Below are 25,991 nucleotides of genomic sequence, written 5' to 3'. Positions count from 1 at the left end.
AGGGGCGGAAGGTCCGGAGTTTTCCCTGCCCACGCCATCGACCATGCACGCGCCCCGTTCCCTCATCGACCTCCTGGAAGAGCGAAGCCTCACGCGCGCCGAGCACACCCTCTACACGTTCCTGGAGGATGGGGCCGGAGAGGGCACCTCGCTGACGCGCGGCGCGCTGTACACGCAGGCCCGGCGCATCGGCGCGGCCCTGCAGGCGCTGGCGCCCGCGGGGGAGCGCGCGGTGCTGCTGTACCCGCCCGGCGCGGAGTACCTCGCGGGCTTCTTCGGCTGCCTCTTCTCCGGGCTGGTGGCCGTGCCCGCCTACCCGCCGGACCCGGCGCGGCTCGAGCGCACGCTTCCCCGGCTGCGCGCCATCATCGACGACTCGCGCGCCACGGTGGTGCTCACCACCTCCTTCATCGCTTCCATGGTGGAGGTGCTCTTCGAGAGCGCGCCGGACTTGAAGTCGCTGCGCTGGGTGGCCACGGACACGCTGGAGGAGGGGAGCGAGTCGGCGTGGCGCAGGCCGGAGGTGAAGGCGGACTCGCTGGCCTTCCTCCAGTACACGTCCGGCTCCACCGGCTCACCGAAGGGCGTGGTGCTCAGCCACGCCAACCTGCTGAGCAACCTGGAGCTGATTCGCGGCGCGTTCGGTACGCGTGATGACAGCGTGGGCGTCATCTGGCTGCCGCCCTACCATGACATGGGGCTCATCGGCGGCATCCTGGTGCCGCTGTACCAGGGCTTCCACACCGCGCTGATGTCGCCGCTGGAGTTCCTCAAGCGGCCGCGCTTCTGGCTGGAGACGCTGACGCGGTTTGGCGGCACCATCAGCGGCGGTCCCAACTTCGCTTTCGAATTGTGCGTGCGCCGCATTCCTCCCGCCGAGCGCGCGGGGCTCGACCTGAGCCGCTGGGAGGTGGCCTTCTGCGGCGCGGAGCCCATCCGCGCCGAGACGCTGGAGCGCTTCACCGAGGCTTTCGGGCCCTGGGGCTTCCGGCGCGAGGCCTTCTATCCCTGCTACGGGCTGGCCGAGGCCACGCTCATCGTCTCCGGTGGTGCGAAGGATGCGCCGCCCCGGCTGCGCGAGGTGGACACCGCCGCCCTGGAGAAGGGCCGCGCGGAGCCGCCGAGGGGCGAGGCCCGGACGCTGGTGGGCTGCGGCGGCTCGCTGCCGGGGCAGCGCGTCCTCGTGGTGGACCCCGACCTGCAGCGCCTGTGCGCGGAGGGGGAGGTGGGCGAAATCTGGGTGAGCGGGCCCAGCGTGGCGGGAGGCTACTGGCAGCGGCCGTTCGAGTCGCAGAGCGTCTTCGCGGCACGGACCAACAAGGGCGAGGGGCCCTTCCTCCGCACCGGAGACCTGGGCTTCCTCGACGAGGGCGAGCTGTACGTCACGGGACGGCGCAAGGAGCTGCTCATCCTCCGGGGCCGGAACCTCTATCCGCACGACCTGGAGCTGACGGTGGAGCGCAGCCACCCGGCGCTGCGGCCCGGGTGCGGAGCCACCTTCAGCATCGAGGTGGACGGTGAAGAGCGGCTGGTGGTGGTGCAGGAGGTGGACGCGCGCAAGGTGACGGGGTCGCTGGAGGACGTGGCGGGCTCCATCCGGCAGCGACTGGCGGAGACGCACGAGGTGCTGCCGCACGCGCTGGCGCTCATCGAGCCCGGCAGTCTGCCCAAGACGTCCAGCGGCAAGGTGCAGCGGCGCGCGTGCCGGGCCGCCTTCCTCGCTGGGGAGCTGCGCGAGGTGTACGCGTGGAGCGTGGCGCTTGGTGAGGCGCCTCCGCGTGCCGTGGCTTCGGAGGAGGCCGCGAGCGAGGTGTCCGAGGCGCGCGAGGCGCCCCCCGATGAGCCCGACACCGTGCGGAACGTTCCGGTCGACCTGCTCGGTGCGAGTCCCGCGGCCCCGCCGACTGCTGCCCCGGTCGGGACAGCCGAAGCCGCGCCGGTCGCGGGGACACGCGCGAATCCGCCGGCCCCGGCCTCTGCTGACGCGCAGGAAGCGCTGCTGGCGCGAGTCCTGGCGCGCGTGGCGACCCGCCTGGGCGCTCGCGTGGGGACGGTGGATGCGGAGGCGCCGCTCACCCGCTACGGCCTGGACTCCCTGGCCGCGGTGGAGCTGGCGCACGCCCTGGAGAAGGACCTGGGCATCGCGCTGCCCGTGGAGCTGCTGCTGAGCGGCGCGAGCGCGTCGGAGCTGACGCGGGAGCTCGCCGCGCGGCGCTCGGCGGCGGGGCTGCTCCCGCCCATTCCCCGCGCGCCACGCACGGGGGCCCTGCCGCTGTCCTTCGCCCAGCAGCGGCTCTGGTTCCTCGACCGGCTGGAGCCGGCCAGCGCCTTCTACAACGTGCCCGTCGTCTCGCGGCTGGACGGGAAGCTGGACACGCGGGCGCTGGAGCTCGCCCTCCAGGCGCTGGTGCAGCGGCACGAAGCGCTTCGCACCGTGTTCGTCGACGAGCAGGGAGAGCCTGCTCAACGCATCCGGGACTCGCTGTCCCTGCCGCTCGCGCTGGTCGATTTGCGCTCGCTGTCCGCGGAGCTTCGCGAGGCGGAGGTGCTCCGGCTCTCCGCGGAAGAGGCGCGGTGTCCGTTCGACCTGGCCCAGGGGCCGCTGCTGCGGGCCGTGCTGCTGCGCGAGGACGATGAGCGGCACGTGCTGCTGCTCACGCTGCACCACATCATCGCGGACGGCTGGTCCATGCGGGTGCTGGTGCGCGAGCTGGCGGAGCTCTACGAGGGCTTCCACTCCGGCCGCACGCCCGCGTTGCCCGAGCTGCCCCTGCAATACGCCGACTACGCGGCGTGGCAGCGTGAGTGGCTGCGCGGCGAGCGGCTCGAAGACCTCCTCGGCTGGTGGCGCACGCACCTGGCGGGCGCGCCCCCGTTGCTGGAGCTTCCGACGGACCGCCCGCGTCCGAAGACGCAGTCCTACCGTGGCGCGCACGTGTCGCGGCGGATGGAGCCGTCCGCGTGGGAGCGCGTGAAGTCGCTGGCCCAGGGCGAGGGCACCACCCCGTTCGTCACGCTGCTGGCCGGCTTCCAGGTACTGCTGCACCGCTACACCGGGCAGGATGACGTCGTGGTGGGCGTGGACACCGCGCACCGGAGCCGCGCGGAGACGGCGGACCTCATCGGCCTGTTCGTCAACCAGCTCCCGCTGCGCGGGGACCTCTCCGGGGACCCGAGCTTCCGCGAGCTGCTCGCGCGCCTGCGGCCCGTGACGCTGGACGCCTGGGCGCACCAGGACCTGCCCTTCGACGAGCTGGTGCGCGGCCTCAACCCGGAGCGCAGCCTCGCCCATGCGCCGGTGTTCCAGGTGAAGCTGGTGCTCCAGGACGCCGTGCCCGCGCCGCTGCGGCTGCCCGCGCTGTCGCTGGACAGCGTGCTGGGAGACACGGGCGCCACCAAGCTCGACCTCACCCTGTCCGTCACCGACACCGCCAGCGGCCTGGAGCTGCTGTGCGAGTACGCCACGGACCTCTTCGACGCGGCCACCGTCGGTCGCATGCTGGAGCAGCTTTCCGCCCTGCTCACGGAGGCCGCCGCCGCGCCGCAGCGCCGCATCTCCGAGCTGCCGCTGCTCTCCGAGGCGGAGCGCCGCCGTGCGCTGGAGGAGTGGAGCCACACCGCGCCGGCGATTCCGGACGCCTACGCGCACCTCCTCTTCGAGGGACAGGCGCGCCGCACGCCGGACGCTCCCGCCGTCTCCACGGGAGACCGGACGCTGACGTACCGGGAGCTGGACGCCCGCGCCAACCAGCTCGCCTGGCACCTGCGCGCTTCCGGTGTCGGCCCCGACGTGGTGGTGGGCGTGCACCTGGAGCGCACGCCGGAGCTGGTGGTGGCGCTGCTCGGAGTGCTCAAGGCGGGCGGGGCCTTCCTTCCACTGGACACGGGCTACCCGCTCGCGCGGCTGGAGTTGATGCTGCGCGAGGCCCGCGTGCCCGTGCTCGTCACCCGCGAGGAGCTGGCCGACCGGCTGCCCTCGCAGGGCGAGCTGCTGGTGCTGATGGACGCGGAACGCTCCGTGCTGGAGCGCCAGCCTTCGACGGCACTGGTTCCCGCGCCGGACATCACGCCCTCGCACCTCGCCTACGTCATCTTCACCTCCGGCTCCACGGGGATGCCGAAGGGGACGCTGCTCGCGCACCGGGGCCTGAGCAACTCCGCCTGCGCCCTCCGGGACGCGCTGGGCCTGCGGGCCGGTCAGCGCCTGTTGCAGCTCGCGGCCATCGGGTTCGACGCCTCGGTGTCGGAGGTCTTCTCCACGCTGCTCTCCGGCGCGGAGCTGTGCCTCGCGCCCGCCGAGTCGCTGCTGCCCGGGCCTCCGCTCCAGCAGGTGCTCGCGGAGCGCGGCATCACCACGCTTCAGGCCACGCCCACCTCGCTGGCCCCGCTGGAGCCGGAGGCGCTGCCCGGCTTGTCCGTCGTGGCCTCCGTCGGAGAGGCCTGCACGCCGGCCCTGGCCGCACGGTGGAAGCCCGGCCGCCGCCTGCTCAACGCGTATGGTCCCACCGAGGTGTCCATCTGCGCCAGCGTCGACCTGGACGTGGACCCGACGCGGCCCTCCATCGGCCGGGCCATTGCCGGCGCCCGCGTGTACGTGCTGGACGCGCGGATGGCGCCGGTGCCTCCGGGCGTGCCGGGCGAGCTGTACGTGGGCGGCGCGGGACTGGCCCGGGGCTACCTGCACCGCCCCGCGCTCACCGCCGAGCGCTTCGTGCCCGACCCGTTCTCCACGGCCCCCGGAGCGCGGCTCTACCGCACCGGGGACGTGGTGCGCCCGCTGGCGGACGGGCGGCTGGAGTTCCTCGGCCGGAGTGACTCGCAGGTGAAGGTGCGCGGCGTGCGCGTGGAGCCAGGCGAGGTGGAGGCGGCGCTGGCCCATTACCCCGGCGTGCGTCAGGCCGTCGTGGTGGCGCGCGAGGAGCGCCTGGTGGCGTACGCCGTCACCGACGAGGCGCTGGAGCCCGCGGCACTGCGGCGCTTCCTCAAGGAGCGGCTCCCGGAGGTGATGGTGCCCTCCGCCTTCGTGACGCTGGACGCGCTGCCGCTCACCCCGGGCGGCAAGCTGGACCGCCAGGCGCTGCCGTCGCCCGAGTCGATGCATCCGGCGCGGGAGTCGGCCGCCGCCGAGCCCCACTCGGAGCTGGAGCGGCGCATCGCCGAGGTCTGGGCGCGGGCGCTCCAGGTGCCGCACGTCGGGCTGCACGACCACTTCTTCGATGACCTGGGTGGCAGCTCGCTGCTGGTGGTGAAGGCCAGCTCGCAGCTGCGCGAGGTGCTGGGCCAGGACATCCCCATCACCCACTTCTTCGAGCACCCCACCGTGCACGGGCTGGCCGCGCGACTGGAGCGGGAGCAGCGCTCCGAGTCCGCCCCCGCGAAGGCACCCGAGCGCAAGGATTTGACGGACTCGGGCTCCGGCGACATCGCCATCATCGGCATGGCCGGCCGCTTCCCGGGAGCCGAGGACCTGGACGCTTTCTGGCGCAACCTGCGCGGCGGCGTGGAGTCCATCTCCCGCTTCTCGCCCGAGGAGCTGGAGTCATCACCGCTGTTCCCGGACTCGCTGCGAAGCCACCCGGAGTTCGTCCCCGCGGGCGGCGTGCTGGAGGGCGCCGACGGCTTCGACGCGCGCTTCTTCGAGGTGTCCCCGCGCGAGGCGCAGTGGATGGATCCGCAGCAGCGGCTCTTCCTCCAGTGCGCGTGGAATGCGCTGGAGGACGCCGGGTATGACCCGGAGCGCTCCGAGGGGCTCATCTCGCTGTATGCCGGCGCGGGCTCGTCGGGCGGGCACATGCTGTCGCTGCTCGGCCAGACGCGGAAGGACCCGGCCTCGCTGTTCGAGGCGCTGGGCACCACGACGGGAGAGAATGCCGCCACCAAGACGGCCTACAAGCTGAAGCTCGGCGGTGAGAGCCTCAACGTCTACACCGCGTGCTCCACCGGCCTCGTCGCCGTCCACCTGGCCTGCCGCAGCCTGCGCATGGGGGACTCGGACGTGGCGCTGGCCGGCGCGGTGAAGGTGTCGCTGCCGCAGCGCACCGGCTACCTCTTCCAGGAGGGAATGATTCTCTCGCCCGACGGGCACTGCCGCGCCTTCGACGCGCGGGCCCGGGGCACCGTCCTGGGCAGCGGCCTGGGCGTGGTGGTGCTCAAGCGGCTCGACGAGGCGCTGCGCGACGGGGACCGTGTCTACGCGGTCATCAAGGGCTCCGCGCTCAACAACGACGCGGATGCGAAGGTCAGCTACACGGCGCCCAGCGTGCAGGGCCAGCGCGAGGTGATTGCCCGGGCGCTGTCCGCGGCGGGCGTGGACGCCGCCAGCATCGGCTACGTGGAAGCGCACGGCACCGGCACCCCGCTGGGGGACCCGATAGAGATTGCCGCGCTGACCCGTGCCTACCGCACGCATACCGACCGGACGGGCTTCTGCGCCATCGGCTCGGTGAAGACGAACATCGGCCACCTGGACACGGCGGCGGGCATCGCCGGCCTCATCAAGACGGCGCTCGCGCTGCACCACGGCGAGCTGCCCCCCAGCCTCCACTTCGAGCGGCCCAACCCGGAGATAGACTTCGAGAAGAGCCCCTTCTTCGTCAACACCACCCTGCGCCCCTGGCAGCGGGGCACGGAGCCGCGGCGGGCGGGCGTCAGCTCCTTCGGCATCGGCGGCACCAACGCGCACCTCGTGCTGGAAGAGGCGCCGCCGCGCGTGAAGGCGAAGGACAGCACGCGCGAGCGTCAGCTCGTCACGCTGTCCGCCCGCACCGCCTCCGCGCTGGAGGCGATGTCGCGCGAGCTCGCGGACCATGTGGAGGCGCATCCGGAGGTGGACCTCGCGGACCTGGCCTTCACCCGGGCCCTGGGGCGCAAGGGCTTCGAGTTCCGCCGCACGGTGATTGCCCGGGACACGGCGGGGCTGGCGCGCACGCTGCGCAAGAAGGGCACCGTCGTCCAGGTGGAGGACCTGGAGGAGGCCCGCTCCGCGCGCGTGGCGTTCCTCTTCCCCGGACAGGGCGCGCAGTCCGTCCGCATGGCGCAGGGGCTCTACACGTCCGAGCCCGCCTTCCAGCGTGAGCTGGACGCCTGCCTCGCGCTCCTGCCGGGCGCGGGGCTGAAGGAGGACCTGCGCCCGGTGCTCTTCCCCGAGCCGGGCGCGGAGGCGCTCGCGGAAGCGAAGCTCGTCCAGCCCCGCTTCGCGCTGCCCGCGCTGCTGTCGGTGGAGTACGCGCTGGCGCGGATGTGGATGGTCTTCGGCTTCCGTCCCTCCGCGATGTTGGGGCACAGCTTCGGTGAGTACACGGCGGCGTGCCTGTCCGGCGTGTTGTCCCTGGAGGACGCGCTGCGGCTCGCCGTGGTTCGCGGCGAGCTGATGTCGCGCCTGCCGCCCGGCGGCATGCTCGCGGTGGGGCTGTCCTCGGAGGAGCTGATTCCGCAGCTGCCCCCGGAGCTGGAGCTGGCCGCCTTCAATGGGCCGTTCCGCTGCGTGGTCTCCGGCCCGCTGGCGCCGCTGGAGGCCCTGGAGCACGCGCTCGCCGGCCGCAGCGTGGCCGTGATGCGCCTGTCCGCGGCGCATGCCTTCCACTCGCGCGCGGTGGAGCCGCTGATGCCCGAGCTGGAGCGGGTGGTGGCCGGTCTCACCCTGAGGGCCCCGTCCATCCCGTACGTCTCCAGCCTCACGGGGACGTGGATTCACGCCGACGAGGCCATGTCGCCGCGCTACTGGGCCCGGCAGATGCGCGAGCCCGTCCGCTTCACCGCGGGCATGGACTCGCTGATGAAGTGGGGCTGCGGCTGGTTCATCGAGGCCGGCCCGGACCAGCACCTCTCCTCCCTGGCGCGAATCCGGCTGCGCACCGAGCGCCATGCGCTGATGGTCGCCTCGCTTCCGAAGAGCGGCACCACCACCTCGGACGGAAGGACGCTGTTCGAGTCGCTGGGGGCGCTGTGGCGTGCCGGCGCGGCCGTCGATTGGGAGGGCTTCTACGCCCACGAGCAGCGCGGGCGCATCTCCCTGCCGGGCTACCCCTTCGAGGAGCGCAGCTTCCCCGTGGCGGCGCGGCCCGTGCTGCCCTCGGAGCTTCCCGCCCCCGTCGCCGTCGCCGAGACGGTGGAGCGCCCCGCCGCGACGCCGGTGGAGACGGAGCCCCGGAGCGACATCGAGCAGCGACTGGTGGAGCTGTGGCGCGAGCGGCTGGGCGTCGCGGACATCGGCCTGGACGACAACTTCCTGGAGCTGGGCGGCAACTCGCTGATGGCCGCGCAGCTCCTCACGCGGCTGCGCGAGGCGTTCCGCGTCCAGATTCCCCTCAGTGACTTGTTCGAAGCGCCCACGGTGGCCAGCCTGGCCGAGCGCATCGAGACGCGGCTCCAGGCCGAGCGGCCCGGGAGCAGCGCCGCCGCGACGGCGATGCAGCCCGTGCCTCGCACGGGCGAGCTGCCCCTGTCCTACGTGCAGGCGCGCGTCTGGGAGCTGGAGGTGCAGGAGCCGGGCAGCTCCATCTTCAACGAGCCGCTGGCGGTCCGCATCTCCGGCGCCCTCCAGGTCGCCGAGCTGGAGCGCGCCTTCAACGGCGTCATCCGCCGGCACGAGTCGCTGCGCACCGTCTTCCAGCAGGCGGGGACTGGAGTGGTGCCGCGCATCTTGTCGGAGGTACGCATCGCGCTCCCCGTGATGGACCTGCGCGACTTCGCGGGAGACCGCGAGGCAGAGGCGATGCGCCTCGCGCGGCTGGAGCCGGCGGAGCCCTTCTCGCTCGACCGGGGCCCGCTGGCGCGGGTGCGCCTGCTGTGGCTGGCGCAGACCGAGTACGTCCTGCTCGTCACCATCCACCACATCGTCGCGGACACGCTCTCGCTGGTGAACTTCATCCGCGAGGCGGTGGCGCTGTACACGGGCTTCACGGTCGGCGTCACCGTGCCGCTGCCGGAGCTGTCCGTCCAGTACCTGGACTTCGCGGTGTGGCAGCGCCGGGTGCTCGCGGATGGCACCCTGGCGTCGCAGCAGGCGTACTGGCGCCAGCGGCTCGCGCAGCGGCCCGGGCCGCTCCCGCTGCCGTTGGACAGGCCTCGCGTCGAGGGGGCGCGCCGGCGCGGAGCGCGGCACTCGTTCGCCTTCTCCCGGAAGCTGGGCGCGGCGCTGAAGGCGTTCAGCCAGCGCGAAGGGCTCACGCCGTACATGACGCTGCTGACGGGCTACAAGGCCCTGCTGGCCCGCTGCTCGGGGCAGGAGGACATCCTCGTCGGCACCTCCATCGGCAACCGCACGCGGCCCGAGCTGGAGCCGCAGATTGGCTATGTGGCCCACGCGCTGGCCCTGCGCACGAGCCTGGAGGGAGACCCGGGCTTCCGCGAGCTGGCGCTGCGCGTGCGCGACACCACGCTGTCCGCCTTCGCCCACCCGGACGTGCCCTACGAGCAGCTGCTGGGAGAGCTGGAGCCGGGCGAGGAGGCGAAGCTCTCCCGCCTCTTCGACGCCATCTTCCTGCTGCACACCCAGGACGTGTCCGCGCCCATGCTGGAGTTCCCCGGCCTGCGCCTGGGCTACTTCGACGTCACCGGGTTGCCCGCGCAGTACGGCACCTCGCTGGCGGACCTCACGCTGCTGATGCGCGAGGACGATCACGGCTTCTCCGGCACCCTGGAGTACGCCGTCGATCTGTTCGACGTCTCCACCATCGAGCGCCTGCTCGCGCAGTTGGAGGCGCTGCTGTCGGACGCGGTGGCCTCGCCGGACCGGCCGCTGTCGCAGCTCTCGCTGGAGGCCAAGGCCGAGGAGCGCCGGTTCCCCACGGCCGATGTCCAGAGCGGCAATCCGTCGTCACAGCTCTCGCTGGAGAGCTCTTCCGAGGAGCGCCAGCCCTCCACGGCGGATGCCCGGAAGGGCAATGCGGCGTCGCAGCGCGCTCTGGTGGACACGGCCGAGGAGCGTCGGTCCTCCACGGTCGTGGCTGAAAGTGTCTTCGCTCCCTCGCTGCTGTCGGCGCGAGCGGAGCAGGCGCCGGACGCGGTGGCACTGCGCGCGGGGGCTCGGAGCCTGAGCTGGCGCGAGCTGCGTGCGCAGGCGCACGCCCTGGCGACGGAGCTGCGCGCCCGGAGCGTGGGGCCCGGTGTCCCGGTGGCCGTGTGCCTGGAGCCCTCTCCCGAGCGCGCCGTGGCCCTGTGGGCCGTGCTGGCCGCCGGTGGTGCCTTCGCGCCCGTCACGACCGAGGAGCTCAGCGGGCTGTCGGCGCTGGGAACTCCGCTGCTGATTGCTTCCGAGTCGCTCCGCCTCCCTCCGAGCGTGGAGGAGGCACGCGTCCTCCGCCTGTCCCTTTCTGGTGAGCCACGCCCGGCGTCCGCGCTTCCCTCCGTGGAGGCGGGCACGCTGGCCTGCCTGGCACTGCAAGGCGAGGCGGGGCAGCGCACGCGGGTGATGCTCAGCCACCGCAACCTCGTCCACCTCTTCGCCGCGCTGGATTCCCGCGTGGACGCGAAGGCAGGCGAAACGTGGCTCAGCGCCGCCGAAGACGACCTGGAGCTGCTGTGGGCCCTCACGCGGGGGCTCACGGTGGTGTGCCCCTCGAAGGCCGCGGAGCGCGCCGTGGCACCGCGCCCCGAGAGCGCACGGAGGCCGCTGGACTTCAGCCTCTTCTACTTCGCCAACGACACGGAGGTGTCCGGGCGGGGCCGCTACCAGCTCCTCATCGAGGGCGCGAAGTTCGCGGACACCCATGGCTTCAGCGCGGTGTGGACACCCGAGCGGCACTTCCACGCCTTCGGTGGGCCGTACCCCAGCCCCGTCGCCACCAGCTCGGCGCTGGCCATGGTGACCGAGCGCGTCGCCATCCGCGCCGGCAGCGTGGTGCTGCCACTGCATGACCCCATCCGCGTGGCGGAGGAGTGGTCCGTCGTCGACAACCTCTCCAACGGCCGCGCGGGCGTGTCCTTCGCGACGGGCTGGAACGTCAACGACTTCGTCTTCGCGCCGGAGAACTTCCACCAGCGTCCCGAGGCCGTGCGGCGGGGCGTGGAGGAGGTGCGCGCGCTGTGGAAGGGCGGCACCGTGCGCCGCACCAACGGCAACGGCGCCGAGGTGGACATCTCCATCCGCCCGCGCCCGGTGCAGGCCGAGCTGCCCATGTGGCTCACGGCCGCCTTCAACCCGGAGACCTTCCGGCTGGCCGGAGAGCTGGGCGCGGGCCTGCTCACCAACGTGCTGGGCCTGGGCCAGGACTTCGAGGAGCTGTCGCGCAAGATTGCCCTGTACCGCGAGGCCCGTCGCAAGGCGGGGCACGACCGGGGCCACGTGGTGTTGATGCTGCACACCTTCGTGGCCGACAGCGTGGAAGAGGTGAAGCGACAGGCGCGCGAGCCGCTCATCCGCTACTTCCGCAGCTCGGTGGAGCTGTTCAACAGCCTGGTGGCCAGCCAGGGGCCGGGCATCGACGTGCGCGGCCTCACGCCCGCGGACATGGACGTGCTGCTGGAGCAGGGCGTCACGCGCTACCTGGAAGCAGGCGGACTCTTCGGCACGCCCGAGACGCTCGCCGCGCGCGTGGAGCAATTGCGCCAGTGCGACGTGGACGAGGTGGCCTGCCTCGTCGACTTCGGCCTCGGCCAGGAGGTGGCGATGGAGGGACTGCGCCACCTGGACGTGCTGCGCCAGGAGAGCCAGCGCGGGCAGGCACGCACGGTGTCCTCGTGGGAGGAACTGGAGCGTGCCGGGGCCGCGCGCCTCACGGCTTCGTCGCTGGAGGAGACGCTTCGCACCGGGACTCCGAGCCACCTGCGCCTCACGGCCGCGCTGGCCCGGACGCTCGCGGGGATGCCGGATGCGGCCACGGTGCTCGCGCCCGTTCGCACGCTGGTGCTCGACGACGCGGAGCGGCTCCCCGTGGACCTCGCCGCCGCGCTGAAGTCCGCGACGTCCGCGCGCGTGGTGTCCCCCGTGTCCGTGCTCCCGGAAGCCCGCGAGGGTGCCACGCAGGCGCCTCGCGTCGTCCTGGACGGCGCGGGCCGCCGCGCCCCCGTGGGCGTGGTGGGTGAGCTGTTCCTCGGCGGAGCCGCGGTGCCGCTGGGTTTCTGGAAGGCGCCGGAGGTGTCGCGCGCACGGCTGCGCGCGTCGCCCGAGGACACGGGTGTCCAGTTGTTCGGCACCGGCACGCCCGCCCGCTACCGCGCGGACGGAGCCGTGGAGGTCCTCGCCCCCGCCATCCGTCGGAGCACCCCTGCCTCGGTCCGGAGCGGTTCTTCCGTCGCTCCCACGCATGGAGACCTCTCCGCGCGTCCCGGCACGGCACAGCGCCTCCCCGTCCCTGCGAGCGTGGGGGGCCTTACCCCCGCCGCACGCCCCGGGACGGCACCGGGCAGCACCGTCGCCGCCCCCGTGCGAGCGGACGCGCTGATTCCCCGCGTGCCGCGAAACGGCGCGCTGCCGCTGTCCTTCGCGCAGCAGCGGCTGTGGTTCCTGGACCAGTTCCAGCCGGGCTCCGCGCTCTACAACATCCCCTCCGCGATGCGGCTGGAGGGGACGCTCGACGTGGGCGCGCTCGGACGCGCCTTCGCCGAACTGATGCGTCGCCACGAGGCGCTGCACACCACCTTCCAGGCCCGGGAGGGTGAGCCCATCCAGGTGCTTGCTCCCGACAGCGTGACGTCCACGCTGGACCTGGTGGACCTGGGCCACCTGCCGCCCGAGCAGCGCGAGGCGGAAGGACTGAAGCTGGCGCGTGAGGAGGCCAGCACCCCCTTCGACCTCTCCAAGGGGCCCCTGCTGCGCGCACGGCTGGTGCGCCTGTCGGAGTCGGAGCACCTGTTGCTGGTGACGATGCACCACATCGTCTCGGACGGCTGGTCCATCGGCGTGCTCATCCGCGAGGTCGTCGCGCTGTACGAGGCCTTCGTGGCCGGCCGTCCGTCGCCGCTGCCGCCGCTGCCCATCCAGTACGCCGACTATGCGATGTGGCAGCGTGACTGGCTCAAGGGGCCGGTGCTGGAGGAGCAGCTCGCCTGGTGGAAGGGCCGGCTCGCGGGAGCGCCGCCCTCGCTGGAGCTGTTCACCGACCGGCCGCGCAGCACGGACACGAGCAGCCCCGGCGCATCACACCGCGTGCTGCTGCCGCTGGAGCTGATGAAGGGCCTGCGCACGCTGTGCCGGCAGGAGAAGGGCACGCTGTTCATGGGGCTGCTGGCGGGGCTCCAGGCGCTGCTGTTCCGCTACACCGGGCAGGAAGACCTGTGCGTGGGCTCGCCCATCGCCGGGCGCACGCAGCCGCAGACCGAAGCGCTCATCGGCTTCTTCGTGAACACCCTCGTCCTGCGCACGCAGCTGGACGGAGACCCGAGCTTCCTGGACGTGCTGCGCCGCGTGCGCGAGGTGACGCTGGGCGCGTACGCGCACCAGGACGTGCCCTTCGAGAAGCTGGTGGAGGTGCTCCAGCCGCCGAGGCAGCCGGGTCACACGCCCTTCTTCCAGGTGACGCTGGTGCTGCTCAACACGCCCTCGGCGGAGCTGGCCGCGCGCGGACTCACCTTCCGCCCGGTGGACGTGGACAGCGGCACCTCCAAGTTCGACCTCATGCTGGTCTGCACCGAGACGCCTCGGGGCCTGAGCACCGTGCTGGAGTACCGCAGTGACTTGTTCGAGGAGTCAACGGCCGCGCGGATGATGGAGCACCTGCGCACGCTGCTGGAGGACGCCGTGGCCAACCCGCGGCGGCGCCTGTCCGAGCTGGCGCTGATGCCGGAGGCCGAGCGGCACCAGGTGCTGCTGGAGTGGAACGGCAGAGCGGAGGACTCCAACGACGAGCCCTGCGTCCACGAGTCCTTCGACGCCCAGGCCGCGCGGACGCCCGACGCGGTGGCGGTGGTCTTCGACGGCAGCCAGCTCACCTACGCGGAGCTGGAGCGCCGCGCCAACCAGCTTGCCTGGCACCTGCGCTCCCTGGGGGTGCACACCGGGGACCGCGTCGCGCTGTGCCTGGAGCGCTCGCCGGAGATGGTGGTGTCGGTGCTGGCCGTCCTGAAGATGGGGGCGGCCTTCGTCCCCGTGGACCCGCAGTACCCCACCGAGCGCCTGGCCTTCATGCTGGAGGACTCGGGCGCGCCGCTGGTGCTCACGCAGTCCCACCTGCTCCCGTCGCTGCCCCGGGGCATGCAGGCGCGCGTGGTCTGCGTGGACACGGAGGCGGAGGCCTTCGCCCGCCAGCCGGATGACGCCCCGTACTGGCCGCTGTCGCCGGACGCCCTCTGCTACATCATCTATACGTCCGGCAGCACGGGCCGGCCCAAGGGCATCGCGGTGCCGCACCGCACGCTGTCCACCGTGGTGGCCTGGCAGCGCGCGCGCTCCGTGAGGGCGAAGGCCACGACGCTGCAGTTCGCCTCGCTCAACTTCGACGTGTCCTACCAGGAGATGTTCGCCACCTGGTCCGTGGGCGGCACGCTGGCGGTGCCCACGCAGCAGGTGCGCCAGGACATGCCGGCGCTGCTCGACTTCATGGTGCGCCATGACGTGGAACGACTGTTCCTTCCGTTCATCGCGCTCCGCGCGCTGGTGGAGGCGGTGGCCCACGCGAAGCAGTTCCCTCCGCGCCTGTGCGAGGTGGTGACGGCGGGCGAGCAGCTCCAGGTGACGCCCGCGCTGGTGTCCTTCTTCGAGCGGCTGCCGGACTGCGTGCTGGAGAACCAATACGGCCCGTCGGAAGCGCACGTGGTGAGCGCGTACCGGCTTCAGGGAGCGCCGTCCACGTGGCCGCTCTTGCCGCCCGTGGGCAGCGCGGTGCCCGGCACGCGCCTGTATGTGCTGGACGTGCACGGCGGCCCCTGCGCCATCGGCGTGCCCGGTGAGGTGTACGTGGGCGGCGTGCAGGTGGCGCTCGGCTACCACGACCGGCCGGAACTGACGGCGGAGAAGTTCGTCCCGGACGCGCTCTCCGGAGTGCCGGGCGCGCGGCTCTACCGCACGGGGGACCGCGCTCGCTGGAAGGCGGACGGCGTCCTCGAGTACTTCGGCCGGCTGGACGGGCAGGTGAAGGTGCGGGGCTTCCGCATCGAGCTGGGCGAGGTGGAGGCCGCGCTGCGCGACGCTCCGGGCGTCCGCGAGGCCGCGGCCATGGTCCGCGAGGACACGCCGGGCGACAAGCGACTGGTGGCCTACGTGGTGCTCCAGCCGGGCACCGCATGGGAGCCGGAGGCCCTGCGCCAGACGCTCGCGCGCCGCATGCCCGAGTACATGCTCCCTTCCGCGCTGGTGCGGCTGGACGCGCTGCCGCTGATGCCCACCGGCAAGCTCGTGCGCAGCCTGCTGCCCGCGCCGGACGTGGAGAGCCTGCGAGGCGAGGCGCCCCTCGTCGCGCCGCGCAACCCGCTGGAGCAGGCGCTGGCGGAGGCCTTCGCCCGCGTGCTGAACCTCTCGCACGTCGGCGTCACCGATAACTTCTTCGCCCTGGGTGGGCACTCGCTGCTGGCCACGCAGGTGGTCGCGCGGGTGCGCACCGCCATGGGCGTGGAGGTGGCGCTACGGGAGATGTTCGAGGCGCCCACGGTGGAGTCGCTGGCGCGGCGGCTCGAAGCGCGGATTCCGGCGGGGCCGCGCCGGGCGTCCGCGCCGAGGATTGCCCCTCGCGCTGGCACGGGCGACGTGGAGCTGTCCTTCGCCCAGCAGCGGCTGTGGTTCCTGGACCAGTTCCAGCCCGACAGCGCGCTCTACAACATGCCGGCCGCCCTGCGGCTGGAGGGCGTGCTCGACGTGGAGGCCCTGGCGCGGGCCTTCACCGAGCTGGTCCGCCGACACGAGGTGCTGCGCACCACCTTCGCCGCCGGGGACAACCGCCCCATCCAGGTCATCTCCCCCGCGTCGGACCAGGCGCTGGAGGTGGAGGACCTGTCCTGGCTGCCGGCTTCGGAGCGGGAAGAGGAGGCGATGACGCTGGCGCGCGAGGAGGCGCGCCGTCCCTTCGACCTCACCGCGGGGCCGCTGCTGCGCACGCGGCTGTTGCGGCTGGCCGAGCAGCACCACCTGCTGCTGGTGACGATGCACCACATCATCGCGGATGGGTGGTCCATCGCCGTGCTGACGCACGACATGGTGGCGCTGTACGAGGCGGCCCTGGCCCGGAAGCCGTCGCCGCTGCCGTCGCTGCCCATCCAGTACGCGGACTACACGGTGTGGCAGCGCGAGTGGCTCCAGGGTGAGGTGCTGGACTCGCAGCTCGACTACTGGCGCAAGCAGCTCGACGGGGCCCCGCCCGCGCTGGAGCTGCCCACGGACTGGCCTCGCACCGCGGAGACGAGCAACCCGGGCACCTGGCTCCGGGTGGAGGTGTCGCGGCAGCTCACGCAGGCGCTGACGGCGCTCTCCAAGCGCGAGGGCGCCACGCTGTTCATGGGCCTGCTGGCCGGGCTCCAGGCGCTGCTGTCGCGCTACTCGGGGCAGGACGATGTCTGCGTGGGGGCGCCCATCGCCGGCCGCACGCAGGCGGAGACGGAGGGGCTCATCGGCTTCTTCGTCAACACGCTGGTGATGCGGACGCGGCTCGACGGGAATCCGACGTTCCGCGAGCTGCTCGGCCGCGTGCGGGACGTGACGCTGGGCGCGTACGAGCACCAGGACGTGCCCTTCGAGAAGCTGGTGGAGGCGCTCCAGCCCCCGAGGCAGCCCGAGCGCACGCCGTTCTTCCAGGTGGCGCTGGTGATGCTCAACACGCCCACGACGGAGCTGACCGTCCCCGGGCTCACCCTGAAGCTGATGGAGCTGGACAGCGGCACCGCCAAGTTCGACTTCAACCTCACGGTGAGCGAGACACCCGAGGGCCTGCGCGGCGCGCTGGAGTACCGCACCGACCTGTACGAAGACGCGACGGCCGCGCGGATGATGGAGCACCTGCGCACGCTGCTGGAAGACGCGGTGGCCCACCCCGAGCGCCGCCTGTCCGAGCTGTCGCTCCTGTCCGAGGCCGAGCGCCGCAAGGTGCTGGTGGAGTGGAATGCCACGGCGGTGGACACGGCGCGCGCGGCCTGCGTGCACGGACTCGTCGAGGCCCAGGTGGCACGGACGCCGGACGCCGTGGCCGTGCGCTTCGAGGAGGAGCAGCTGTTCTACGCGGAGCTGGAGCGCCGGGCGAATCAGCTCGCGCACCACCTGCGCGCGCGGGGCGTGCGCCCGGGAGACCGGGTGGGGCTGTGCGTGGAGCGCTCGCTGGAGCTGGCCGTGGGCGTGCTCGGCATCCTGAAGACGGGCGCGGCCTACCTGCCGCTGGACCCGGCCTATCCGGTGGAGCGGCTGGCCTTCATGCTGGAGGACTCCGCCGTGGCGGTGGTCGTCACGCAGGAGCGGCTGGTCCCGGTGCTCCCGGCGGGAGCGCGCGTGCTGCTGGACACGGAGGCGGCGGTCATCGCCGGCCAGCCTTCCGGGGCGCTGGCGCTCGACGTGTCGCCCGAGTCCGCCTGCTACGTCGTCTACACCTCCGGGAGTACGGGACGGCCGAAGGGCGTGGCGATGTCCCACCGTGCGCTGTTCCACCTGCTGACGTGGCAGCTCGGGCAGTCTGTGAAGCCCGACGCCACGACGTTGCAGTTCGCCGCGCTCAGCTTCGACGTCTCCTTCCAGGAGATGTTCTCCACGTGGTGCGCGGGCGGCACGCTGGTGGTGCCCACGGCCGAGATGCGGCGCGACATGCCCGCGCTGCTGGGCCTCATGGTCCGGCAGGGCGTGGAACGACTGTTCCTTCCGTTCGTCGCGCTCCAGGCCCTGGCGGACGCCGTGGCCCAGGGCGCGCCGTTGCCGCGACAGCTGCGGGAAGTGCTGACGGCGGGCGAGCAGCTCCAGGTGACGCCCGCGCTGGTGTCCCTCTTCGAGCGGCTCCCCGGGTGCCAGCTGGAGAACCAGTACGGCCCGTCCGAGACACACGCGGCGAGCGCGTACCGGCTGCACGGTGCGCCGGCCTCCTGGCCGCGCCTGCCGCCCATCGGCTCGCCGCTGCCGGCCGCGCGGCTCTACGTGCTGGATGCGAGCGACCAGCCCTGCGCCGTCGGCGTGCAGGGAGAGCTGTTCATCGGCGGCGAGCAGCTGGCGCACGGCTACCCCGGGCGTCCCGAGCTGACCGCCGAGCGCTTCGTGCCCGACCCGTACGCCTCCGAGCCGGGAGCGCGCCTCTACCGCACCGGAGACAGGGTCCGGTGGAAGTCGGACGGCGTCCTCGAGTTCCTCGGACGCCTGGACGGACAGGTGAAGGTGCGCGGCTTCCGCATCGAGCTGGGCGAGGTGGAAGCGGCCCTGCGAGACGCGCCCGGCGTGCGCGACGCCGCCGCCGTGGTGCGCGAGGACGTGCCCGGTGACAAGCGGCTGGTGGGCTACGTGGTGCTCCCGCCCGACGCCACCTGGGCGCCCGAGTCCCTGCGCGAAGCGCTGCGGAGCCGGCTGCCCGAGTACATGGTGCCCTCCGCGCTGGTGCGGCTGGACGTGCTGCCGCTGACGCCGAGCGGCAAGCTCTCCCGCCGCCAGCTGCCCGCGCCGGACGCCGACAGCCTGCGCGGCGAGGCTCCCTTCATCGCGCCGCGAAGCGCGCTGGAGCAGTCGCTGGCGGACGTCTTCGCCAGCGTGCTGGGCGTTGCGCGCCTGGGAGTCACCGACAACTTCTTCGCCCTGGGCGGCCACTCGCTGCTGGCCACGCAGGTCGTCTCGCGCCTGCGCGGCGTGCTGAAGCTGGAGGTGCCGCTGCGCGAGCTGTTCGAGGCGCCCACCGTGGAGGCGCTGGCCCGTCGGCTCGAAGGCAAGGCCTCCACCGAGGCGCGGGGGATGTCGGCCCCGGTGATTGTCCCGCGCACCGTGGAAGCGGAGCTGTCGTTCGCGCAGCAGCGGCTGTGGTTCCTCGACCAGCTCCAGCCGGGCACGCCGCTCTACAACATGCCGTCCGCGCTGCGCCTGGAGGGCGTGCTCGACGTGGCGGCGCTGGAGCGGGCCTTCACGGAGCTGGTCCGCCGGCACCAGGCGCTGCGCACCACGTTCCGCACCCACGAGGGGAGTGCGGTCCAGGTCATTGCTCCCGCGGCGGCCTGCCACTTCGAGCTCGAGGAGCTGGGACACCTGCCGGAAGCGGAGCGGGAAGGGGAGGCACTGAGCCGGGCGCGTGAGGAGGCGCGGCGGCCCTTCGACCTGTCTCGCGGCCCGCTGCTGCGCACGCGGCTGCTGCGTCTGTCCGCACAGCGGCACGTGCTGCTGGTGACGATGCACCACATCGTCACGGACGGCTGGTCCATTGCGGTGCTCATCCGGGAGATGGCCGCGCTGTACGACGCCTTCGTGTCCGGCCGGCCGTCGCCGCTGCCGCCGCTGCCCATCCAGTACGCGGACTTCGCGACGTGGCAGCGCGGCTGGCTCCAGGGCGACGTGCTGGAGGCGCAGCTCGACTACTGGCAGAAGCAGCTCGAAGGGGCACCGCCCACGCTGGAGCTGCCCACCGACCGGCCGCGCACCACGGACACGGACAGCCCAGGGGCCTCGCTGCCCATCGCCCTGCCGCCGAGGCTGACGCGGGCGCTGGCGGCGCTCTGCCAGCGCGAGGACGCCACGCTCTTCATGGGGCTGCTGGCGGGGCTTCAGGCCCTGCTGTCCCGCTACTCGGGACAGGACGACGTCTGCGTGGGCGCGCCCATCGCCGGCCGCACGCAGGCGGAGACGGAGGGGCTCATCGGCTTCTTCGTCAACACGCTGGTCCTGCGCACGCGGCTGGAGGAGAAACTCACGTTCCGCGAGCTGCTCGGCCGCGTGCGCGAGGTGACGCTGGGCGCGTACGCGCACCAGGACCTGCCCTTCGAGAAGCTGGTGGAAGCGCTCCAGCCCCCGAGACAGCCGGGCCGCACGCCGTACTTCCAGGTGGTGCTGGCGCTGCTCAGCATGCCCGAGGCGAAGTTGGAGCTGCCCGGGATGCGGATGGAGAAGCTGGAGGTGGGCAACGCATCCTCGCGGTTCGACCTCTCCCTCGTCTTCAACGAGACGCCGGCCGGGCTGCGCGGAATGCTGGAGTACCGGACCGACCTCTATGACGCGGCCACGGCGGCCCGGCTGGTGGAGCACCTGGGCGTGCTCCTGGAGGAAGCGGTCTCCCGGCCCGACCAGCGCCTGTCCCAGCTCTCGCTGATGACCGAGGTGGAGCGGCAGCGCATCCTCGGACGGTGGAGCACCCGCGTGACGTCCCACCCGGTGGGGACGAGCATCCACGCGCTGTTCTCCGCCCAGGCCGGACGGACGCCGGAGGCGGTGGCGCTCGTCTCGGGAGACACCCGGCTCACCTACGCGGAGCTGGAGCGGCGGGCGAATCAGCTCTCGTGGCATCTGCGCTCACGCGGCGTGCGGCGGGGTGCGCGCGTGGGTGTCTGCCTGGAGCGCTCCGTCGACCTGGTGGTGGCGCTGCTCGGCATCCTCAAGGCGGGCGCCGCCTACGTGCCCATCGACCCGGGCCTGCCCGCGGAGCGCTCGGCGCTCCTGCTCCAGGAGGCGGATGCCGGCGTCCTCGTCACCCGCGAGGCGCTGGCGGACGCGCTGCCCACCGTCTCCAGCCTGCTCGTCCTGGTGGATGCGGAGGCCGCGCTCATCTCCACCTGGCCGGACACGGACCTCGCGCTCGACTTCGGTGGCGAGGCGCTGGCCTACGTCATGTTCACCTCGGGCAGCACGGGCCAGCCCAAGGGCATCTGCATTCCCCACCGGGGCGTGGTGCGACTGGTGAAGTCCGACCCGTTCATCCACTTCGGAAGCGAGCAGGTCTTCCTCCAGCTCGCGCCCGTCGCCTTCGACGCGTCCACGCTGGAGGTCTGGGGCGCGCTGCTGCACGGCGCCCGGCTGGTGCTGGCTCCGCCCGGCGAGCTGTCGCTGGAGGACCTGGGCGCGCTGCTCACCCGCCACCGCGTCACCACGCTGTGGCTGACCGCGGCCCTGTTCGAGCAGATGGCACGGCACCAGGGCGAGGCCCTGGCCCGTGTGTCCCAGGTGCTCGCCGGTGGCGACGTGCTGCCGGCGCAGACGGTGCGCGAGCACCTCGCGCGCCTGCCGGAGGGCGAGGGCGCGGTGCTGGTCAACGGCTACGGCCCCACGGAGAACACCACCTTCTCCACCACGCACACGCTGCGGCGCGGGGACGGGGTGGGGGCCTCGGTGCCCATCGGCCGGCCCCTCGGGAACTCGACGGCCTACGTCCTGGATGCCTCGCTGCGCCCCGTGCCGGTGGGCGTCCCCGGCGAGCTGTATGTCGGCGGTGACGGGCTGGCGTGGGGCTACCTCCACCGCCCGGACCTCACGGCCGCCGCGTTCGTCCCGCATCCGTTCTGCACCATTCCCGGCGAGCGGCTCTACCGGACGGGTGACAGGGCCCGCTGGCGCGCGGACGGCACGCTGGAGTTCCTGGGCCGCTTCGACTTCCAGGTGAAGGTGCGGGGCTTCCGCATCGAGCCGGGCGAGGTGGAGGCCGCGCTGCGCCAGGTGCCCGGCGTGGAAGACGCCGTCGTCCTGGCGCGCGAGGACGTGCCCGGCGACAAGCGCCTCGTGGCGTATGTCGTGGGCCCGGCGGCGGAGGACTTCCGCGCGCTGCGCACCGTCCTCGGGAAGAAGCTGCCCGACTACATGGTGCCCTCCGCCTGGGGCCGGCTGGAGGCGCTGCCCCTCAACGCCAACGGCAAGGTGGACCGCAAGGCCCTGCCCGCTCCGGAGGCCCCCGCCTCCGACGAGGCGCGCTTCGTCGCTCCGCGCACGCCCGTGGAGGAGCTGCTCGCCTGTCTGTGGATGGAGGTGCTGCACACGCCTCGCGTCGGCATCCACGACGACTTCTTCGAGCTGGGTGGCCACTCGCTGCTGGCCACGCAGCTGCTGTCCCGCATCCGGAGTGCCTTCTCCGTGGACCTGCCGCTGCAAGCGGTCTTCGAGGCGCGCACGCTCGCGGAGCAGGCGGCGCGCGTGGAGTCCCTCACGCAGCGGGGCGCGCGGCTTCAGCCGTCACACCCCCGGCCGATGCCGCGCCAGGAGCGCATGCCGCTGTCCTTCGCGCAGCAGCGGCTGTGGTTCCTGGACCAGCTCGAGCCCGGAAGCCCCACGTACAACATCCCCATCTCCCTCCGCATCGAGGGCGCGCTGGATGTGCCGGCGCTGGAGCACGCCTTCCAGGAGGTGGTGCGCCGGCACGAGGCCCTGCGGACCGTCTTCGTCGACACGCCCGAGGGGCCCGCGCAGACGGTGGTCTCCGACGTCGAGCTGCTGCTGGCGGGCGCGGACCTGAGCGTCCTTCCGGCGGAGGCTCGCGAGCAGGAGTCGCGCCGGCTGGAGGCGGAGGAGGCGCTGCGCCCGTTCGACCTGTCCCGGGGCCCGCTGGTGCGCGCGACGCTGCTGCGGCTCCAGGAGGAGGAGTACCTCCTGCTGCTGACCATGCACCACATCGCCTCGGACGGCTGGTCCATGGGCGTGCTGGTGCGTGAGGTGGGGACGCTCTACGCCGCGCACCGCGAGGGCCGGCCCGCGCCTCTCCCGAAGCTGACGGTGCAGTACGCGGACTACGCGGCCTGGCAGCGGGAGTGGCTGAAGGGCGACGTGCTGGAGGCGCAGCTCGCGTACTGGCGCCAGCAGCTGGAGGGCGCCCCTGCCGTCCTGGAGCTGCCCGCCGACAGGCCCCGCCCCGCGGCGCGCTCGTACCGGGGCGCGACGCATGTCTCGACACTGAGCCCCGCGCTGGCGGAGAAGCTGGAGGCGCTGGCCCGGCGCGAAGGGGCCACGCTCTTCATGGTGTTGATGGCGGGCTTCCAGTCGCTGCTGCACCGCTACAGCGGCCAGACGGACGTGGTGGTGGGCACGGACGTGGCCAACCGCAACCACGGGGAGACGGAGGGGCTCATCGGCTTCTTCATCAACCAGCTCGTCATGCGCCTGCGGCTGGAGGGCAACCCCGTCTTCCGTGACGTGCTGGAGCAGACGAAGCGCGTGTCGCTGGCCGCGTACGCGCACCAGGACCTGCCCTTCGAGGAGGTGGTGCGCGCGCTCGACCCGGAGCGGAGCCTGGCGCACGCGCCGCTCTTCCAGGTGAAGTTCGTCCTGCAGAACATGCCGCTGACGCCGCCGGCGCTGCCCGGCCTGAAGCTGCACATCAAGGAGTCCGAAGCGGCCCCGTCCAAGCTGGACCTGACGGTGCTCGTCAGCCCCATGCCCGAGGGGCTGGTGTGCTCGTGGATGTACAGCACGGACCTCTTCGAGGCCTCCACGATGGAGCGCCTGTCACGGCACTTCCAGCGGGTGCTGGAGGCCGTGGTGGCGGAGGAGGGACGGCAGCGGCTGTCCGCGCTGCCACTGATGTCGGACGCGGAGCGGCACCGGGTGCTGGTGGAGTGGAACGACACCGCGGCGCCCTACGCGCGCCAGTGCATCCACCACCTCATCTCCGAGCAGGCGGCACGGACACCGGACGCAGTGGCCGTGGTGGCCGGCGACGAGCGGCTCACCTACGCGGAGCTGGAGCGGCGGGCGAACCAGCTCGCGCACTGGCTGAAGGCGCTGGGCGTGGAGCCGGAGACGCGCGTGGGCCTGTTCGTGGAGCGGCGCGCGCACGCCATGGTGGGCCTGCTGGGCATCCTCAAGGCGGGCGGCGCCTACGTGGCCTTGGACCCGGCGCACGCGCACATGCGCGAGCGTGTGCGGCACGTCCTCCAGGACGCGCGGGTGCAGGTCATCGTCACCGAGGAGGCGCTGGCCAACGAGCTGCCCTCGCAGGGCGAGTTCCTGGTCAGCCTGGATGCCGACGACGGACTGCTGGAGTCGCAGCCGGAAGAGGCGCCGGTCAGCGGCGTGGTGCCCGGCAACGCGGCGTACATCATCTACACCTCGGGGAGCACGGGGCAGCCCAAGGGCGTGTGCATCGAGCACGGGCAGCTCGCCTGCTACGTGGCGGGCGTGAGCCGGCGGCTGGAGCTGCCCCAGGGCATGAGCTTCGCTTCCGTGTCCACGCTGGCCGCGGACCTGGGCCACACGGCGCTGTTCCCCACGCTGTGCGCCGGAGGCGCGGTGCACCTGGTGGGGACGGCGGCGGCGGCCGACGCTGCACGGCTGTGGGCCTATGGGCGGAAGCACGGGGTGGAGGGACTGAAGATCGTCCCCACGCACCTGGAGGCGCTGCTCATGGACGAGGGCGCGCGTGACCTGCTGCCGCGCCGCCGGCTGGTGCTGGGAGGAGACCGGGCGGAGTGGTCCCTGGTGGAGCGCGTCCACGCGCTGGTGCCGGAGTGCGAGGTGTTCAACCACTACGGCCCCACCGAGACGACGGTGGGCGTGCTCTCGGGTCGGGTGGAGCGCGGCGAGCGCGTGCCGGGGACTCGCTCGGTGCCGCTGGGACGGCCGCTGGGCAACGTGCGCGTGTACGTGCTGGACGGGTACGGGCAGCCGGTGCCTCCGGGTGTGCCAGGGGAGCTGTACGTGGGCGGCCAGAGCGTGGGCCGCGGCTACCTGGGCCGGCCGGACGGGACGGCGGAGCGCTTCCTGCCGGACGGCTTCAGCGGTGAGGCCGGCGCGCGCCTGTACCGGACGGGAGACCGGGTGCGCTGGCTGGAGGACGGGCGCATCGAGTTCCTCGGCCGCGTGGACCACCAGCTGAAGATTCGCGGCTACCGCGTGGAGCCGGGCGAGGTGGAGGCCACGCTCGCGCAGCACCCGGGCGTCAGCGAGTGCGTGGTGGTGGCGCGCGAGGACGTGCCCGGTGACAGGCACCTGGTGGCGTACGCGGTGGGCAGGCCGGGCCGGACACTGGAGGAGCCCGCGCTGCGCGAACACCTGGAATCGCGGCTGCCGGACTACATGGTGCCCTCGGCCTTCGTGGTGCTGGAGGCGCTGCCCCTGACGCCGAACGGGAAGGTGGACCGCAAGGCGCTCCCCGCGCCGTCGCGGAAGCGCTCGGAGGCGGAGTACGTGGAGCCGCGCACGGAGACGGAGCAGCGGGTGGCCGGGCTGTGGATGGAGCTGCTCGGCGTGCCCCGCGTGGGCGTGCGCGACGACTTCTTCGACCTGGGCGGCCACTCGCTGCTGGCCACGCAGGTGGTGGCGCGCGTGCGCTCGCTGTTCGACGTGCAGCTCGCCGTCATCGACCTGTTCGAGGCGCCGACATTGGAGGCCCTGGCCGCGCGCATCGAAGCGGGCACCACGTCGGACTCGCCGATGGTGACGTTGAGGAAGGGCGGCGACGCGAGGCCCTTCTTCTGCGTGCACCCGGTGGGAGGCGGCGTGCTGGCCTACCTGGAGCTGGCGAAGCGGATGGATGCGGACCAGCCCTTCTATGGCTTGCAGGTCCCCACGGGCGGCTCCGGTGACACGGTGGAGCAGATGGCCACCCGCTACCTGGAGGCCGTGCGCGAGGTGCAGCCGGAAGGCCCGTACCTCCTGGGCGGATGGTCCATGGGCGGCCGGCTGGCGTACGAGATGGCGCGGCAGCTCCGGGAGCGGGGAGACGAAGTGGGGCTGCTCGTCGTCATCGACGCGAGAGGCGTGGATGTGGCGCCCGCGGAGGAGCTGGACGCGGAGGTCGTGCTGGAGTTCGCCAGCCACCTGACGCGGCTCTCCGCCCTCCACCCGAGGGCGGCGGAGGTGCTGGACCACGTGGACGCGGCGGAGCTGGCGGCGGTGCTGGAGGCGCGGCCCGGCGCGGACTCCGCCCTGGACGCGGAGGCGTGCGCGGAGCTGCGGACCCTCTGGACGATGTTCGCGCGGAACCGGCGGGCGTCTCGCGGGTACGTGCCCCAGCCGCTCGATGGCGCCATGGTGTTGCTGCGCGCCGCGGAAGGCCCTCCAGGACAGGAGGAGGACCTCGGGTGGCGCGGGCTCGCGCGGGGCGGGGTGGAGGTGTTCGAGGTGCCGGGTGACCACTTCAGCCTCGTGGCCGTGCCCCACGTGGAGCACCTCGCCGCGCGGCTGCGGGCCCTGCTGGCTCGGGCCCGCTCGGGGGAGGGACTGCAGAAGGCCGGGTAGCGTGGGTGGCCGGCGGCCTGTTCGGGTC

The 25,991-nt window shown here is 72.9% G+C and carries 1 protein-coding gene; it reads left to right on the top strand.

Annotated features, from left to right (window positions below; all coding sequences use genetic code 11):
• The first annotated feature begins 43 nt into the window (after positions 1-43).
• Complete coding sequence (locus tag ACX9TP_RS37615; protein WP_482975485.1) at positions 44-25,963, top strand: non-ribosomal peptide synthase/polyketide synthase; 25,920 nt, start codon at positions 44-46, stop codon at positions 25,961-25,963.
• The last annotated feature ends 28 nt before the right edge of the window (positions 25,964-25,991 follow it).

It is taken from the genome of Pyxidicoccus sp. M15, from assembly GCF_056858435.1.
Note: the sequence above shows the minus strand (reverse complement) of the source record. Positions and strands in the feature narration are given on the sequence as shown.